Origin of the sequence: Psychrobacter sp. DAB_AL32B (genome assembly GCF_002224105.1) — a bacterium.
GTDB lineage: Bacteria > Pseudomonadota > Gammaproteobacteria > Pseudomonadales > Moraxellaceae > Psychrobacter.
In genome coordinates this window covers 39601-55096 of record NZ_NEXU01000086.1, presented here as the reverse complement: position 1 = coordinate 55096, position 15496 = coordinate 39601, and the positions used below count along the sequence as shown (strand labels likewise).

At 43.1% G+C, this 15496-nt stretch carries 13 protein-coding genes and 1 pseudogene; 4 read left to right on the top strand and 10 right to left on the bottom strand.

Going from position 1 to position 15496, the window contains the following annotated elements; all coding sequences use genetic code 11:
- A partial coding sequence (locus CAN34_RS10650; RefSeq protein ID WP_089555636.1) for a DUF2939 domain-containing protein occupies nucleotides 1-594 on the bottom strand: 594 nt, incomplete at its 3' end.
- A 460-nt stretch (nucleotides 595-1054) separates the two neighbouring features.
- Here CAN34_RS10650 and dnaJ point away from each other — a divergent pair.
- The 3 genes from dnaJ to CAN34_RS10635 all read left to right on the top strand — a co-directional run bounded on the left by dnaJ (nucleotide 1055) and on the right by CAN34_RS10635 (nucleotide 4137).
- The gene (gene dnaJ / locus CAN34_RS10645; RefSeq protein ID WP_079690515.1) at nucleotides 1055-2191 is read left to right on the top strand and encodes a molecular chaperone DnaJ; all 1137 of its coding nucleotides are present in this window, start codon (nucleotides 1055-1057) and stop codon (nucleotides 2189-2191) included.
- Nucleotides 2192-2360: 169 nt separating this feature from the next.
- Nucleotides 2361-3206, top strand: coding sequence for a 4-hydroxy-tetrahydrodipicolinate reductase (dapB, locus tag CAN34_RS10640; protein ID WP_089555635.1), 846 nt, complete (start codon nucleotides 2361-2363; stop codon nucleotides 3204-3206).
- Between the two features lie 19 nt (nucleotides 3207-3225).
- Entirely contained in the window at nucleotides 3226-4137 is a 912-nt protein-coding gene (locus tag CAN34_RS10635; RefSeq protein WP_089555634.1) for a hypothetical protein, read from the top strand.
- A gap of 214 nt (nucleotides 4138-4351) precedes the next feature.
- Here the strand turns inward: CAN34_RS10635 and CAN34_RS10630 are convergent, their stop codons facing one another.
- The 9 genes and pseudogenes from CAN34_RS10630 to erpA all read right to left on the bottom strand — a co-directional run bounded on the left by CAN34_RS10630 (nucleotide 4352) and on the right by erpA (nucleotide 12888).
- Nucleotides 4352-5527: a type III PLP-dependent enzyme gene (locus tag CAN34_RS10630; RefSeq protein ID WP_089555639.1), complete on the bottom strand. Its 1176-nt coding sequence runs from the start codon at nucleotides 5525-5527 to the stop codon at nucleotides 4352-4354.
- A gap of 77 nt (nucleotides 5528-5604) precedes the next feature.
- Nucleotides 5605-6150, bottom strand: coding sequence for a peptide deformylase (def, locus tag CAN34_RS10625; RefSeq protein ID WP_089555633.1), 546 nt, complete (start codon nucleotides 6148-6150; stop codon nucleotides 5605-5607).
- 205 nt (nucleotides 6151-6355) lie between these two features.
- A complete protein-coding gene (locus CAN34_RS10620) occupies nucleotides 6356-6610 on the bottom strand; it encodes a GlsB/YeaQ/YmgE family stress response membrane protein (RefSeq protein ID WP_020442437.1) in 255 nt (84 codons plus the stop codon).
- A 336-nt stretch (nucleotides 6611-6946) separates the two neighbouring features.
- The gene (gene mpl / locus CAN34_RS10615; protein ID WP_089555632.1) at nucleotides 6947-8452 is read right to left on the bottom strand and encodes a UDP-N-acetylmuramate:L-alanyl-gamma-D-glutamyl-meso-diaminopimelate ligase; all 1506 of its coding nucleotides are present in this window, start codon (nucleotides 8450-8452) and stop codon (nucleotides 6947-6949) included.
- 340 nt (nucleotides 8453-8792) lie between these two features.
- The gene (locus CAN34_RS10610) at nucleotides 8793-9419 is read right to left on the bottom strand and encodes a copper resistance protein NlpE N-terminal domain-containing protein (protein WP_089555631.1); all 627 of its coding nucleotides are present in this window, start codon (nucleotides 9417-9419) and stop codon (nucleotides 8793-8795) included.
- A gap of 229 nt (nucleotides 9420-9648) precedes the next feature.
- A complete protein-coding gene (locus CAN34_RS10605) occupies nucleotides 9649-10173 on the bottom strand; it encodes a disulfide bond formation protein B (RefSeq protein ID WP_089555630.1) in 525 nt (174 codons plus the stop codon).
- A 54-nt stretch (nucleotides 10174-10227) separates the two neighbouring features.
- Entirely contained in the window at nucleotides 10228-11802 is a 1575-nt protein-coding gene (gene gshA / locus CAN34_RS10600) for a glutamate--cysteine ligase (protein WP_089555629.1), read from the bottom strand.
- Nucleotides 11803-12133: 331 nt separating this feature from the next.
- A pseudogene (locus CAN34_RS10595) lies at nucleotides 12134-12433 on the bottom strand (roadblock/LC7 domain-containing protein).
- Between the two features lie 86 nt (nucleotides 12434-12519).
- Nucleotides 12520-12888: an iron-sulfur cluster insertion protein ErpA gene (gene erpA, locus CAN34_RS10590; protein WP_089555628.1), complete on the bottom strand. Its 369-nt coding sequence runs from the start codon at nucleotides 12886-12888 to the stop codon at nucleotides 12520-12522.
- Between the two features lie 492 nt (nucleotides 12889-13380).
- Here erpA and CAN34_RS10585 point away from each other — a divergent pair, with 492 nt between their 5' ends.
- A complete protein-coding gene (locus tag CAN34_RS10585; protein ID WP_089555627.1) occupies nucleotides 13381-15399 on the top strand; it encodes an ATP-binding cassette domain-containing protein in 2019 nt (672 codons plus the stop codon).
- The last annotated feature ends 97 nt before the right edge of the window (nucleotides 15400-15496 follow it).

Genomic DNA, 15496 nt, shown 5'->3' with positions numbered 1-15496 from the left:
TATGGTAAGCGGATAGCCTTTCACTTGCCCGCTAATATTAAAGCAATTAATACCGCAATAGCTCAGCTTTGGTTTTTCACTATCAGAGCCTTGCGCAGCTTGCTTTTCAAGCTCATCCGCTTGTTTTTCCATAATTTGCTGCATCTGATTTTTCACCACCGCATCGATATCACCGCGCTGGATGATTAAGTTTTGAATCAGGTTTTTTAAGTCGACTTGGTTACTAGCGATTGCCCATGCTGCGGCCAGCTCTTTGGTGGCGGTATTGGCTTGACCTTGGGTGTTGATGACTTTTTCGATGTTTTTCGGCGTGATAGCACCAGCGACCGCTTGCGTGATAAAGCCGTTTGCCGCCTCTTTTAATGGCTCGCCGCCAAGCTCAGCGACCAATGGATATTTGGTCATGGTCACGGCAAATTGACTGGTTAGTTGGTTTTGAATACTCGGGCGCACTCGTTCATAGTCAATAGCCGCTGCGATAGTGGCACCGTCTTTGGCATCATAGGCATTTTTAAGCTGATAAGCGCTGTAATAAGGCGAGCCTGCATAGACAGTGACTGCAATAACAATTAATAAAACAATCAGCTTTTTCATAAAAATCGATACCTTATTACAAACTTAATGGTTATTAATATAACTCTGAAAACAGAGTTTAGACATACGTGGATATGGCGATAAATACTAGCATGGCTAACCCTGATAAGGGTATGAAAACCTTTGTTGATTCCTTAACAAAACCTTTTTAATATATACAAAACTCCCTAATTTATACTTTCCATACCTCAAAGCTTGATATACGACGCTGCCATCTCCATAAATAGCGCAAACTTTTAATAATTGATTTGGCTAAGCAGCATCCCACCATATTGCTTGTAAGATTCATACGATTACCATCTCTGTCCTTTATACTCCGCTATGTTTCATGTGAAACCTTTGGGTACGATGATGGACGATATTAAGATAATCGTTCGTTAACTAGCGTTGATGAAATGTATTAATGAATCGGGTTGATGAATCGACCGAGTGGTGGACTGTAAAGACGATAGGAGAGCTCATGAGTAAGCGCGATTTTTATGAAGTATTAGGTGTCAGTAAGACCGTTGAAACCAAGGAAATCAAGCGAGCCTACCGCAAGCTTGCCATGAAATACCATCCAGACCGTAACTCTGACGATCCTGATGCCGAAGAGAAGTTTAAAGAAGCGTCGATGGCTTATGAAGTACTGAGCAACGAAGAAAAGCGCTCTGCTTATGACCGTATGGGTCATTCAGCCTTTGAAAACGGCATGGGCGGTGGCGGTTTCGGCGGTGGTGGTAGCGGCAATTTCCAAGATATTTTTGGCGACATCTTTGGTAACTTTGGCGATATCTTTGGTCAATCACGTGGCGGCGGCGGTGGACGTTCGCGTCGCGGCTCAGACCTGCGTTATGTAATTGAGCTGACCTTAGAAGAAGCAGTACGCGGCTGCAAAAAAGAAATCAGCTTTACTGCACCTGCGCCTTGTGATACCTGTAATGGTAAGGGCGCAAAAAACGCCTCTGATATTGTGACTTGTCAAACCTGTCATGGTCAAGGTCAAGTGCGCATGCAGCAAGGCTTCTTTGCCGTTCAACAAGCCTGCCCACATTGTGGCGGTACTGGCAAACAAATCAAAAACCCTTGTTCTGACTGTCACGGTAATGGCGTCAAAGACAAGTCACGTACGCTAGAAGTTTCTATCCCAGCGGGTGTTGATGATGGTGATCGCGTGCGCTTAGCAGGAGAAGGCGAAGCGGGCGGCGCTGGCGTACAAAACGGCGATTTATACGTCGAAGTACGTGTCAAACCGCACAACGTCTTTACCCGTCAAGGTGCAGATCTATATATGGATGTACCGGTTAGCATTACCGATGCCGCATTGGGTAAAGAAGTTGAAATTCCAACCTTAGATGGCAAAGTAAAAATTAAGGTTGCTGAAGGTACGCAAAGTGGCAAGCTGCTACGTGTGCGCGGTAGAGGCGTGACGCCAGTACGTACCACGATGAAAGGCGATTTGATTTGCCGTGTAGTCATCGAGACGCCTGTGAATCTAAACCGTGAGCAAAAAGACTTGCTACGTCAGTTTCAAGATACGCTGGATGGTGATAGCAAGCATCAGCAGTCGCCACATAAAAAATCTTTCTTTAAAAAGATAGGCGAATTGTTTGATTGATAATTTAACTTATTTGATTTGCTAAGTTATCTAAAGCCCTGTTGTTTCACGTGAAACAACAGGGCTTTTTGTTAGTGGTATAAAAAACCATTCATACATTATATTTGCTAAACTTAGCGGGATAATTTTAAAAACAGCGGATCAAAAATAAAATATTTAGGGTAATGATATGAGTCAGAAAGAGAATAAAAAAATGATTAAGGTCGGTGTCATCGGTGCAGGCGGGCGTATGGGTCGTATGCTTATCGAGGCGATACAAGACAATCCACAAACGACACTTAACGCTGCGATTGAGCGTCAAGGCTCAAGCCTTGTCGGAGCAGACGCGGGAGAAGTCGCTGCTATTGGACGCTTAGAGGTACAGATTGTTGATGACCTAAAAGCAGTTATCAATGATATCGACGTATTGATTGACTTTAGCTTGCCTGATGCTACTGAACAAAATATGCAGATTTGCGCGGCAAATAACGTCGCGATGGTCATCGGTACGACAGGATTTAATGAGCAGCAAGAGCAAGTACTGGCAAAAGCAAGTGAGCAGGTTGCTATCGTTTACGCGGGTAACTATTCAACAGGCGTTAATCTGTCATTAAAATTGCTAGGTATGGCTGCTAAAGCCTTTGGCATTGAGGCAGATGTAGAAATCATCGAAGCGCATCATAAGCATAAAATCGATGCCCCATCCGGTACAGCTTATATGATGGCAGAGGCAGTGGCAGAAGCACGTGGACAGAACCTAAAAGACGTCGCCGTTTATGGCCGTGAAGGACAGACTGGAGAGCGCGAAGCAGGCACGATTGGTATTCATGCGATTCGTGGCGGTGAAATCATTGGCGATCATACCGTGATGTTTATTGCCGATGGCGAAGTGGTTGAGATTACCCATCGCGCCCGTGCACGCATGACCTTTGCGGCTGGTGCAGTGCGCGCCGCTACTTGGATCGTTCAGCAGTCCGCTGGGCAATACAATATGCAAGACGTTTTAGGTTTAAATGAAGGGCTTTTTAATTATTGATTACGGCTAGGAGTCAGATATGGATAAGTTTGGATATAATCTGATAGCAGTATTTAGTCGGGCTGTCATTACAGTCAGAAGTGCTAACTACGCGCGCCAAACAGCTTTTGTGTTAACTCTGACTCTCCTACCGTTAGCAGTACAAGCTGCCAACAATCAAAGCAGTTATGAAACTTATGTTATTCATACTTATGGTGGTGAAGGCTTATTACCAGCCGTTCGTCAGCAATTAAATAACAGCCGTGACGGCGGTACGGTCGCCATTTATCAAGATAAGCTAGTACTTCGCACCAGTGCTGCCAATTATCAGGCGGTACAACAGCTATTGACACAGATTGACCGTCAGCCGCAAGCGTTAACGGTTTCTGTGCGTGTCGGCAATAATAGCAGTAGCCAAGGTAATATCCAGCAAGGTCAGGTGATTATTACCAACCGCGGTATTCAAGGGTCAGGTGTTATCAATCAGCGCAATAGCCAGCAGCAAAGCAGTAATTTATACCAAGTGCAAACCTTGTCTGGTAGCGCTGCCAGCATTAGTACAAGTACGCTTTATTCACTAAACCAAACCTATACTGCCAATAGTTATCCTACCTATAATCGACCATCGGGACAGATTATTATTCAGCAGCAGATACTACTGCCAACGACGCAAGGCATAGCGGTGACGCCTAGACTGTTACCTAATGGACAAGTTGAGGTAAAATTATCACAAGTCGAAGAAAAGCTAGTGCGTTCCAATTCACTTTATCGCCAGAATGATAATAGTGGCGTTAAAGGTCAAAGGCTCGACAGCACGATTATCGTACCGCGCGGGCAGTGGGTGACTATCGGACAAATCTCTCAAAACGGTCAAAACCAAAGCTCAAGTTATGGGAGTAACCGCACAAATAATAGTAGTAATAGCGTGCCTATTTCACTATTGGTACAGTAAGCTATCGTCAAAATACCTTAAAAACGCTAGGGTACTGCTGGTATGATTTTTTTGCAGCCTCTGTCTGCGTAGGCACAGCAAGCAAGAAAAATTTATAGCCAATAGCACTGCATCGTTTTTAAAATGAATCTACTATAGAAGGATAAGCATAAAAAAGCGCGGCATTGTTATTCACAATACCGCGCTTGTTATATTAACGACTATTTATTAAAATCTAGTCAACATAAACTACTTCTAAAGGCGGAAAACCATTGAACTCAATTGACGAATAAGAGTTAGTATAAGCGCCAGTGGCTAACCAAAATATCTTATCACCAATCTCAAGCTCTTCTGGTAGCTGATAGTCGGTTTCTTCATACATAATATCGGCCGAATCACAGGTTGGACCCGCCAATACTACCCTGCCTGCATTGGTTGACGTTTCCATTTTAGGCGTATAAACCGGATATTTAATGGCTTCACCCAAGGTTTCGATTAAGCCTTGAAATAAGCCCACATCGGTATAAACCCAGCGCGTGGTATCGTCATGCGACTTGCGTGAAATCAGCACGACCTCACTGACCAAAACCCCTGAGCTTGCCGCCAATGAGCGACCCGGCTCCAAGATAATCTCCGGCATATCGTCAACACCATAACTATCCACTAAATACTGCTTTACCGCTTCAGCATATTCCTTAATCGGATTGACTTGACTTAAGTATCTAGCAGGGAAGCCACCACCTAAGTTAATCATTTGCAGCTTGATACCTTGCTCGTTTAGCAGCTGCTCAAATATATTTTTAACCGTCATCAAGGCGTCATTCCATACCGCAACAGATTTTTGCTGACTGCCGACATGAAACGAGACGCCATAAGGTACTAAGCCCAAGTCACGCGCTTGAATCAGCAAATTAGTCGCCATAGCAGGATCACAACCAAACTTGCGCGACAGCGGCCATTCAGCAGTGTCCGAACCTTCTACCAAAATGCGTACGAACACATTAGAGCCGGGCGCATAGGTAGCAATGTTTTTAAGGTCAGCTTCTGAGTCGGTCGCATACAATCGCACGCCTTTCTCATAAGCGTATTTGACATGTTGTGCTTTTTTAATGGTATTACCATAAGAAATACGATTGGCATCGACAGCGCAATCAAGCACACGGTCGAGCTCATAAATCGATGCACAGTCAAAGTTTGATCCTAGCTCGGCAAGTAAGTTAATCACCTCAACGGCAGGACTGGCTTTCATTGCATAATGAATCTTTGCCTCAGGAAAAAGTCCAACCATTTCATTATATTTGCTTTTGATACGGCTAAGGTCAACGACTAAGAAAGGGGTTTCACGACCTTCAGCAGCTTGAGTGAATTTCTGCCAGCTGGCAGGGTCAAAATATTGGTCAATTTTGATCATGGTCATGCTAGGTAACCCTTAATAAAAACAATAAAATAGGTAGATAACGAATGCAGGTGGTATTAATACGACTGGTATTAAACAGTCGTCGCTTGTGGCTGCTTATCCGCTTCTTGTTTTTCGCGTATTTTTAGCACTTTACGGACTTTATCACGAGCGCGGGTTTGCTTAAGGTTTGATAAATAATCGACGAATATTACCCCGTTTAGATGATCCATCTCATGTTGAATACATACCGCAAGTAAGCCTTCTACCTCTTCATCAATCGCATTGCCATCTTGATCAAGTGCTTCTATACGTACTTTGTTTGGACGCTCAACTTTATCATAGACATCCGGTACCGATAGACAACCTTCTTCATAGGGTTGTTTCTCTTCGACTAATGGCGTCACTTTCGGATTGATAAACACCCTTGGGCTATCTTTATCTTCTGATAAATCCATAACGATGAGCTGAATGTGGCGATCAACTTGACTGGCAGCCAGACCAATGCCTTGCGCATCATACATCGTCTCAATCATATCGGTGATTAAGGTTTTGATTTCAGCAGTGACTTCCTTGACAGGCGTTGCAATCGTGCGCAAGCGCGGGTCGGGATAGCTTAAAATAGGGAGTAATGCCATAAGGCTCACCTCAATGATAAAGATAAAATAGGTTTGATATTATAAGATAAATGGGGGCAAAAGTAATGCTTATCAATACTTTCCCGCAATTATCACTTTTCATGATTCTAAAAAACTAAGATGAGAATTTCAATAGAACAGGAAAAAAGGCCTCACAAATAAGCAAGGCCTTTCTTTTATATGACATCCATTGAGGTAGGCTCAATTATATGCGGCGTTTACTCATAATCATCTCATAGATGAACAGTAAGATAATCGCGCCGATTACTGAGAAGATAAGACCAGTAAAGCCACCGTCAGCATTGATACCGATTAAACCAGCAACAAAACCACCAAGCATCGCACCAACGATACCCAATACGATCGTCATAATCCAACCCATAGGGTCACTGCCTGGTTTAATGGCACGTGCTAATAAACCTGCGACCAAACCGACGATAATCATCCAAATAAAGCTCATATTCACTCTCCTAAAATGTTTTAATTTATAATGGTTTACTTATTGTGATGGATTCATTGTAGTCACTCTTTAGGTTGAAAAATAAGCAAAAAATGTTATCTGTGTATGCGCTATGTGAGAAAAATGCCATATTTGCTATTTAGCAGAGGAGATAGGTAAACGGGAGGTTACAAAGGTAGGAGAGTCGCAAACGCCGTTAAGGATAAATGGCTAGCACAAATTAAAATTAACGTTAGAAACTATAAAACATAGACGATAAAATAAAAAAGCGTAGCTCGTCAACAACGATACTACGCTTCAATTTTAAATTTTTTAAGCAGCTTTTATTTAGCCAGACTATTTGCCATTTAAGACTGCTAATAGACGTTGGTGAATCCCTTCAAAGCCACCATTAGACATAATGACAATCGCATCGCCCGCTTTTGCATGGCTGCTAATATGCTCAATAATGGCATCGACACTAGAGAGGACTTGTTGGCTGCCAATATTGGGGTTTTTGGCATTGGCATGTTCGATGACTTCCTTTAAACCCCATTCTAGACCAGTAGGCTCATACCATAATGTATAGTCGGCGAGGGCAGCAGACTCGGCTAGGCTATCTTGATGGATACCCATCTTCATGGTGTTACTACGCGGCTCAATGATGGCCCAAATGCGTCTGCCCGCCAGCTTTTTCTTAGCACCATCTAGCGTGGTGGTAATGGCGGTTGGGTGATGAGCAAAATCATCAAACACTAAGATATCGTTCACATCACCAATCAGCTCCATCCGGCGCTTAATACCCGCGAAGTCTGATAAGGCAGCGCAAGCAGTTTTAACGTCAACCCCAACATTATAAGCAGCAGCTACCGCAACAAGCGCATTATTGACGTTATGCACACCGCTCATCGACCAATCTACCAGCGCCGTTGCATCATTATCATCATTAAAGCTCACAGTAAACTGGCTACCGTCTGCGCTCATGAGATTAGCTTGCCAGTCGCTGCTATTTTCTGGTTGGCTATCTTGTATATCAGCGTTAACCAAAGTATTAGCTTTAGCCAAATCTGAACCGATAACCGCTGTACGCCAAATGGGCGTCCAAACACCTTTTGCCAAAGTGTCTTCTAGGCTAATGGTTGCTGCTGGCATGATGATTTTACCCGTGCTTGGAATCATGCGCACCATATGATGAAATTGGGTTTGAATGGCATTTAAATCTGCAAAAATATCTGCGTGATCAAATTCAAGGTTATTTAAAATCGCCGTACGCGGGCGATAATGAACGAACTTTGAGCGTTTATCAAAAAACGCAGAATCATATTCGTCTGCTTCGATGACGAAATAGCCTGTGTTTGCTGAGTCATTAGGATCTTTTTCTGCCCCTAAATAACTGCTATGAGCAAAAACATGCTGCAAATGCTCATCAGGGGTATCGACCAATGGCACGCCGCCGATCAAAAACCCAGTATCAATACCGGCATAATGCAGTATCCAAGCGAGCATAGTCGTCGTTGTCGTCTTACCGTGAGTACCTGCCACCGCGATGACATGACGCGACTGCAATACCTGCTCAGATAAAAACTGTGGTCCGGAGGTGTAGCGCAGACCCGTATCAAGCATATATTCAATCACATCCATGCCACGCTTCATCGCGTTACCGACAACCACTAAGTCCGGCGCAGGCTGCAAATGCTCTATCAGGTAGCCTTCTTCAATAGTGACGCCCGCATGTTCAAGTTGGGTAGACATAGGAGGGTAAATGTTGGCATCTGAGCCCGTGACTGTATGTCCAAGCGCCCGCGCCAGCAATGCCAGCGAGCCCATAAAAGTACCACAAATACCAAGAATATGAATATGCATAGACGTTCCATACGAGCTTAAATAAAAGGAATAAAAATCTAAAATTAGCCGGTAAAATATAGAGATTTACATACTTAGCATTACCTAATAATAAAGCTAAGACTGATTCAGCTATGTTTAGTACGGGCTTATATTTTTGATAAACAGTTGCCAATAGTGACTAATATCGTAGTGTGGCAGACCAGCGCTCATTGTAAAGTAAACGCTGTTCGTTGACCAATAAAAAACGCCTAACAAGTAGGCGTTTTGCAATTTGTAAAACAGTCTTATTCATGCTTATACTATTTATATAGGCTATAACATCTATATAGGTTATAACCTGTTTTATTGACGCGTGTCTTTATATACGAGACAACGTGTAGTCTTCATCAGGGTTTTTGTCCTCATTCATCATTACTAAATGATTGTCTTGGATATGATAAGTTTCAATATCTTTACTCTCATAAACAATCGTAATCATATCATTGTCTTGACGATATACACCGGATTCGACTGAGGTTGGCTGCTGCGCTTCAGCATCGTTTAAGACACTGGTTTTTAGTACAGAACCATCAGCAAATAAATTTAAAGTGATATTGATGCTTTCGCAAGATGAGCACGGCACGATGCCACCATAATCGCCCATTAATGTGGCTTGCAGCATACTGTCGCTATTCAATGCTGAAATCATCGGTGAGTTATGCGACCTCGCGTTTGGGTTGGCAGTGGCAATGAGCGATTGTTCTTGATTACTTACTGCATCCGCTAAATTTTTAGCATCGCTCTTTTGTGAAACAGTATCATCATCTTCCACGTCAGTATTCTGTGTACTGTTAATCGTTGCACCTTGAGTCATCTTATTATTAGTAGAAGATGAAGCACTGTCGCAGCTCATGAGCAGTATACATACTGGCACCGCCAATAGTGGGCGCATACAGCGTCTGATGACGGTAACAGTAGATAAGGAGACGGGTGAAAGATATGTCATAGTGATACCAAAAAACAGTTTTTAAATAGTATTTTTAAATGTTGTCAGCATTATGCATGACCTAAGGCTGTGATAAACAATCATGATAATGACTAGCTTAACGATAATAAGTAAACTGTGCGAGCCTGACTTCGTTAAATTATGTGTTAAGAAGGACGGTATCGTTTTGAAAGGTTTTAACCAATGAGCGCTTATGAAGCACAAAAGTGATATAACCATCAGCCGTTTATTAAGCGTGACGGTTAGGAACAGGTCGCACGATACGCCATAATATCAGCAGGTGAGCCAGTATCAGGATGCTAAACAGAATCAAGGACTGCTCAGGGATACTCAATCCCAAAAATGTCCATTCGATAGAAGCGCATTCACCAGAGCCGGCAAACACTTCTGTTAATACTTGCTGCATTGGTAAGGTATCGAGCCAATAATCCAAACCTGGACCACATGAAGGAACTTGATTGGCAGGCAAATGTTGTAGCCAAACGTGGCGCCCTGCTACTGCCGCTGCCCAACCAATACCTGCCAGACTACCAAGCCATAATAGTAATCTGACGACCATGGATTTAGGATTAAATAAAGCGGCAATTAAAGCAAAGCCGCCCATTACCATGAGCCCAATACGCTGAAAAATGCAAAGCGGACAAGGTGAAAATCCCATATAACGCTGCAGGAAAAACAGCGCAAAACTCATACCTATCACGGCCATTATCACTAAAAAAACTTGCAGATTGCGGTAAGTGGTCAGCTGTAGCATGGGGCGAATACTCTTATAAAATACTTATGGATGAATGGAAAAATTGGTGATGAATTAGCGATATTGTTTTAAGAATTCCATAAAATCTTCTGTTTCGGCTTCTTCCATCTCAGCTTGTTGTAAGATTGATTTTTCGGCCAGCACTTCATATTTGGCTTGGGTGTTTGGACTGAGTGTTTGCTGTAATAGCGAGTCGCGATGCTGCTGAGCCAGTGTAAAGCCTAGCTGCCATAAACTGCCTAAACGCTTACTATCAGAGTTTACTTGTGCAGATATGGTCGATTCAGGGTGACCGGCTTTGCCTTGCATTAAGGCGACGGCCGCACGATAATCATTGCCGCCATAATGCGCGTCAAGCAATGCTGCCAAGGGTTGCATACGGCTCAAATGTATGAGCATCCAGCTCTCAAGTGGTTGTTCAGTGCTATTATTGAGTATTTGCAAATTCTCACGGCGACCTTCATTGACAACACGCTCCAGATTAATGGCCAGATCTTCTTCTTCCTCAGGCATCAATTCAGGCGAATCACTTAATAGACAATATAGCGCCATCACTTCTAAAAAACAGGCGCTAGATAGGCGAATACCAATATCGCTATAAGGGTCTAAATCAATCGCCCGAAACTCAACATAAGCAATACCACGACGCTCAAGCGCTTCGGTTGGTGTCTCGCCACTCATGGCGATTTGCTTGGGGCGAATAGGGCTATAGTATTCATTTTCTATTTGTAAGATATGATTATTGATTTGAATAGGATTGCCATTCTCATCATCTAAACCGAGTTTCTCAAAGCTTTCATGCGGGGTTTGAATCGCACGGCGCAGTCCTTTGACATACTCTGGTAAATTGTTATAACGGATATCAAGGTGTTCTTGCACGCTATTGGTATAGCCAAGTTTACCCATACGCAGGCTGGTTGCGGTTGGCTTATAATAGGTTGATCCATTGAGCAGTTCGAGATCATGGTCAATCCCTGCGACAAAGCAGGGGCAAACACTGGGACTCGCTCCTAATAAGTAAAGTACCAAACTGGTCAGACGCTTAAAGTTGCGAATAAGACCCAAATACTTATCGTTTTTAAACTCTGTCAGAGTTAGCGCTTGTGCCGTAGGCGTTTGCGCTTGCCATGCTGAAAATAAATCATCGCCAAACGATAGGTTGTAATGTAGACCAGCAATCGTCTGCATTCGGCGACCATAACGGATACCAAGTCCACTACGATACAAAGTTTTTAATTTACCGGTATTAGAGCTGCCATAGTCTGCCAGTGGAATATCTTCATCATTCGCGGATAGCATACAAGGCATGGATAATGGCCACATCAGCTCATCTTCAGGCATACCTTGATAGACCAATAGGTGCAACTGGCGCAACATGGTAAGCGTTTCTTTTGGCGACGTTTTAGGGTCGGTAATCAGCTCAAGTAAGCTTTCTGAATAGTCGGTTGTGATAAACGGATGCGTAAGCTTTGAGCCAAGTTTGGCTGGATGCGGCGTTTGTGACAAATAACCATCAGGCTTAACGCGTAGCCCTTCTTTTTCGATACCGCGTAGCATGCCCGTTAAATGCTCACTAGCAAACCAACCTGGAATGTCAAAATCGACAAAGCTACTCGCAAAATTACTCATAATAGTCATCTATTGTTATTAATTATGGTCGCTCGAAACAAAGTTGATATTCGACCGTAAAAAGGGGTGAGATAATGACGTCAGTTTAGCCCAAAGCCAGTCTAAAAACCACGTACAATTACAAATACAGTAAGCTTCACTTGATGCTATTTGACTGATAAAAATTGGCTTATCGCATCATTTGCATGTGAGGTTTAGTCATCATTTAGGGACTACTTTAAACAAAAAAAGCATCTACTAATAAAGTAGATGCTTTAAATATCGTTAATCTGGATGGTGGTTTTTTATCAGTCATATGATGATTAATAACCGTTTTCAATGCGTCATTGGCTTATGAGAATTCTAGTTCAGTCTCAAAGCTTTTTAGATTATGGCGTGCCATCGCAAGATTAGATTTTTGACGATCAAGTACTAGGTATAAAAATAAATTGTCATTACGTACCAATGGACGTAGCAAATGCTATTGCTTGCCAAGGGTAATGAGAATATCTTCAATGCTTTCGTTTAAACCTAAAGATTCTGCCACTTTACGCTTAGAACGCAAGACATCAGTGTTGCCAGCAGAAGCAAGTTCAAGGTCAATATCAGAGCCTTGGGTTGCCATTGCGAGACCTGATTCGCTGTCTACTATAGGACGCTAGTAAGTTACGAGCTTTCAAATAAATAGCTCGTCGATAGACCGCTCTCAAATCAACGGTTTTGACTATGAGTACTTACTTAGATAGAAAACGACGAACCACAGCCACAAGTAGTGGTTGCATTGGGGTTGGTGACCACAAAGCGTGCTCCCTCTAGCCCTTCGGTATAATCAACAGTAGAGCCTTGTAAGTACTGATAACTTAGCGAATCGACAACTAATGTCACATCATTATTATCAAAATTGGCATCATCTTCATTGAGCTCGTTAGCAAAGTTAAAGCCGTAAGAGAAGCCTGAGCAGCCGCCACCGGTCACATAAACGCGTAGCATCAGGTTGCTATCGCCTTCTTCTTCACGCAAGCGACGGACTTTTTGCGCCGCGCTATCGGTTAAATTTAAAACCGTTGGATCTACGGGTTGGCTTGAGCTTGGGTCAAATTGGTTCATATTTACCTCAATTGCTAAAATCGAATGATATTATTTTTTACTGATGCGAGGTCGTCTATTTATACTGGATAATGCAGAGTTAGCAGGAGTTTTTAATGACTGCTGCTAATGAATCACAGGCGACGGTACTATTATTGAGAGTGGCGGTTATTTTAGCTAGCGACTGTGGCATAGCCGTTAGGCTAACATTAAGGCTATTAGCACTTAACTGACTGATGTCAATAGTGTTTTGCTAGTATAACATAATTGGGGTAACGATTGATTTGTCAAGGGTGACAGCAGCGTTTGCTATTATATAAGGGTAGCATGCGTCACTTATTCTTTACTGATAGAACAGAATAATTAGCAGTATAAAGGATTGAATTTAAAATACTTATTTAATTGTTTGCCTATCGGTTAGGCGTTTGAAATAATAGCCGCCAGTAAACATGCCAGACGTGTGTTTTTCCTATTGCCTTATGTTTTATATTACCGCTGAGATGAAGAAATTATATGATCGAATTTAAAGACGTTGGTGTTCGCCGTGATGGTCGTGAGTTGTTTGCGGGCGCAAGCTTCCAGCTACATCCGGGCCATAAAGTTGGCTTAACGGGCAATAACGGTACCGGTAAATCGACCTTGTTTGCCTTATTGTTGACACGAATGGGTACCGGTGATACCGAAGTGACGCTTGATAAAGGTGAAGTGAGTATCCCTGATAGCTGGCATGTGGCGCACATGGCGCAGGAAGTTGGCGCGACCACACAGACCGCGATTGATTATGTACTCAGCGGTGATGAGCAGTGGTACGAGATTAATGCTACCTTGAATGACTTGAGCAGTGTTAGTGACGAGCAGATTGGCATACTGCATCAGCAGTTTGACGAAATTGATGGTTATCGTACGCCGACTAAAGCGGCACAAATCATGGCAGGTCTAGGTTTTAATACCAATCAGCATGAATTGCCGGTAGAAGGCTTTTCGGGCGGCTGGCGCATGCGTTTAAACCTTGCTAAAACCTTGATGAGCCGCGCTGATTTAATGTTACTCGATGAGCCAACCAACCATTTGGACTTAGACGCGATTCTTTGGCTTGAGACTTGGATTAATGCCTTTACTGGTCTGGTCATTGTTATCTCGCATGACCAAACATTTTTAGATAATACCGTCGGTCATATCTTGCATGTTGAACAACAAAAAATTACCCTTTATACCGGTAACTACCAGCAGTTTATTCGTACCCGTCATGAGCGTATGGCACAGCAGCAGCAAGCTTTTGAGAAGCAAGAAGCAACGAAAGCGCATTTAGATGACTTTATTCGTCGTTTTCGTGCAAAGGCCAGTAAAGCAAAGCAAGCGCAGAGCCGTATCAAGCAGCTTGAACGTATGGCAGAGCTGTCACCGATGATGGCGGACAATCCATTCTCGTTCCGCTTTTATGAGCCTGCTAATATGAGCTCGCCGCTGATTGAGTTGACTGATGCAGATATTGGCTATAGCGACACTCCGCTACTTTATAATGCCAATGTACAAGTCACGCCTGATACTCGTATCGGTCTGCTAGGGATGAATGGCGCGGGTAAATCGACCCTGATTAAAGCCTTGGTCGGTGAGCTTGGCGTATTAACGGGCAGTTATAATGTTTCAGACACGCTAAAGCTTGGCTACTTTAATCAGCATCAAATGGATATCCTTGATCCCAAGGCAACCCCGATAGAGATGATGCGTCGTTTAGCAGGTAAAACTTCTGATGCGATGCTAAGATCGTTTTTGGGTAGTTTTGATTTCCGTGGCGACCGTATTGATACCCCAAGTGAGCTATTCTCAGGTGGTGAGCGTGCGCGCTTAACGCTAGCATTGATTGTTTGGCAACGTCCAAACGTTCTGGTACTCGATGAGCCAACTAACCATCTAGATTTACAAATGCGTCAAGCGTTGACCATCGCTTTGCAAGGGTTCGAAGGGGCAGTGGTACTGGTATCGCATGACCGCGAGTTGATTGCCAACGTCTGTGATGAGCTGTTTTTAGTACATGATGGGCAAATCGATGAGTTCGATGGCGATATCAGTGACTATGGCAAATGGCTAGCTGAAAAACGTAAGCAAGAAAACTCACAAGATAAAAATACCAGTAAGAAAAAAAGTAAAAAAGAGAGTAAGAAGTTTGTTTCACGTGAAACGAATGATAATTCAGCAGACAGCCATGCGAGCAAGCAAGTGGGTAATAATGAGTCTCAGCCTGCGCTTAGTAAAGATGCCCAGCGTAAATTAGCCGCTGAGCAACGCAAGTTGACCGCGCCTATTCGCCGCGATATTGAAAATACAGAAAAAGCCCTAGCTGATATTGATAAGAAGTTAGCGACCCTTGAGACAAAGCTTGCCGATACTGAGTTTTATGAAGAAAGCCGTAAGTCTGATTTAATGAAGCTACTTAATGAGCAAACCGCGTTACAGCAGCAACATAGTGATAATGAAGAAAAATTATTGCTAGCGATGACGACGTTAGAGGAAATGGAAGCAGACATTAGCTAACAAGCTAGGGCTAACTAACCCACCGTTTTATCACGTTATCGTTCAATTAAAAAACAGGCCATAAACAGTCAGTCATAAAAAAAGGGAAGGCGTAAGC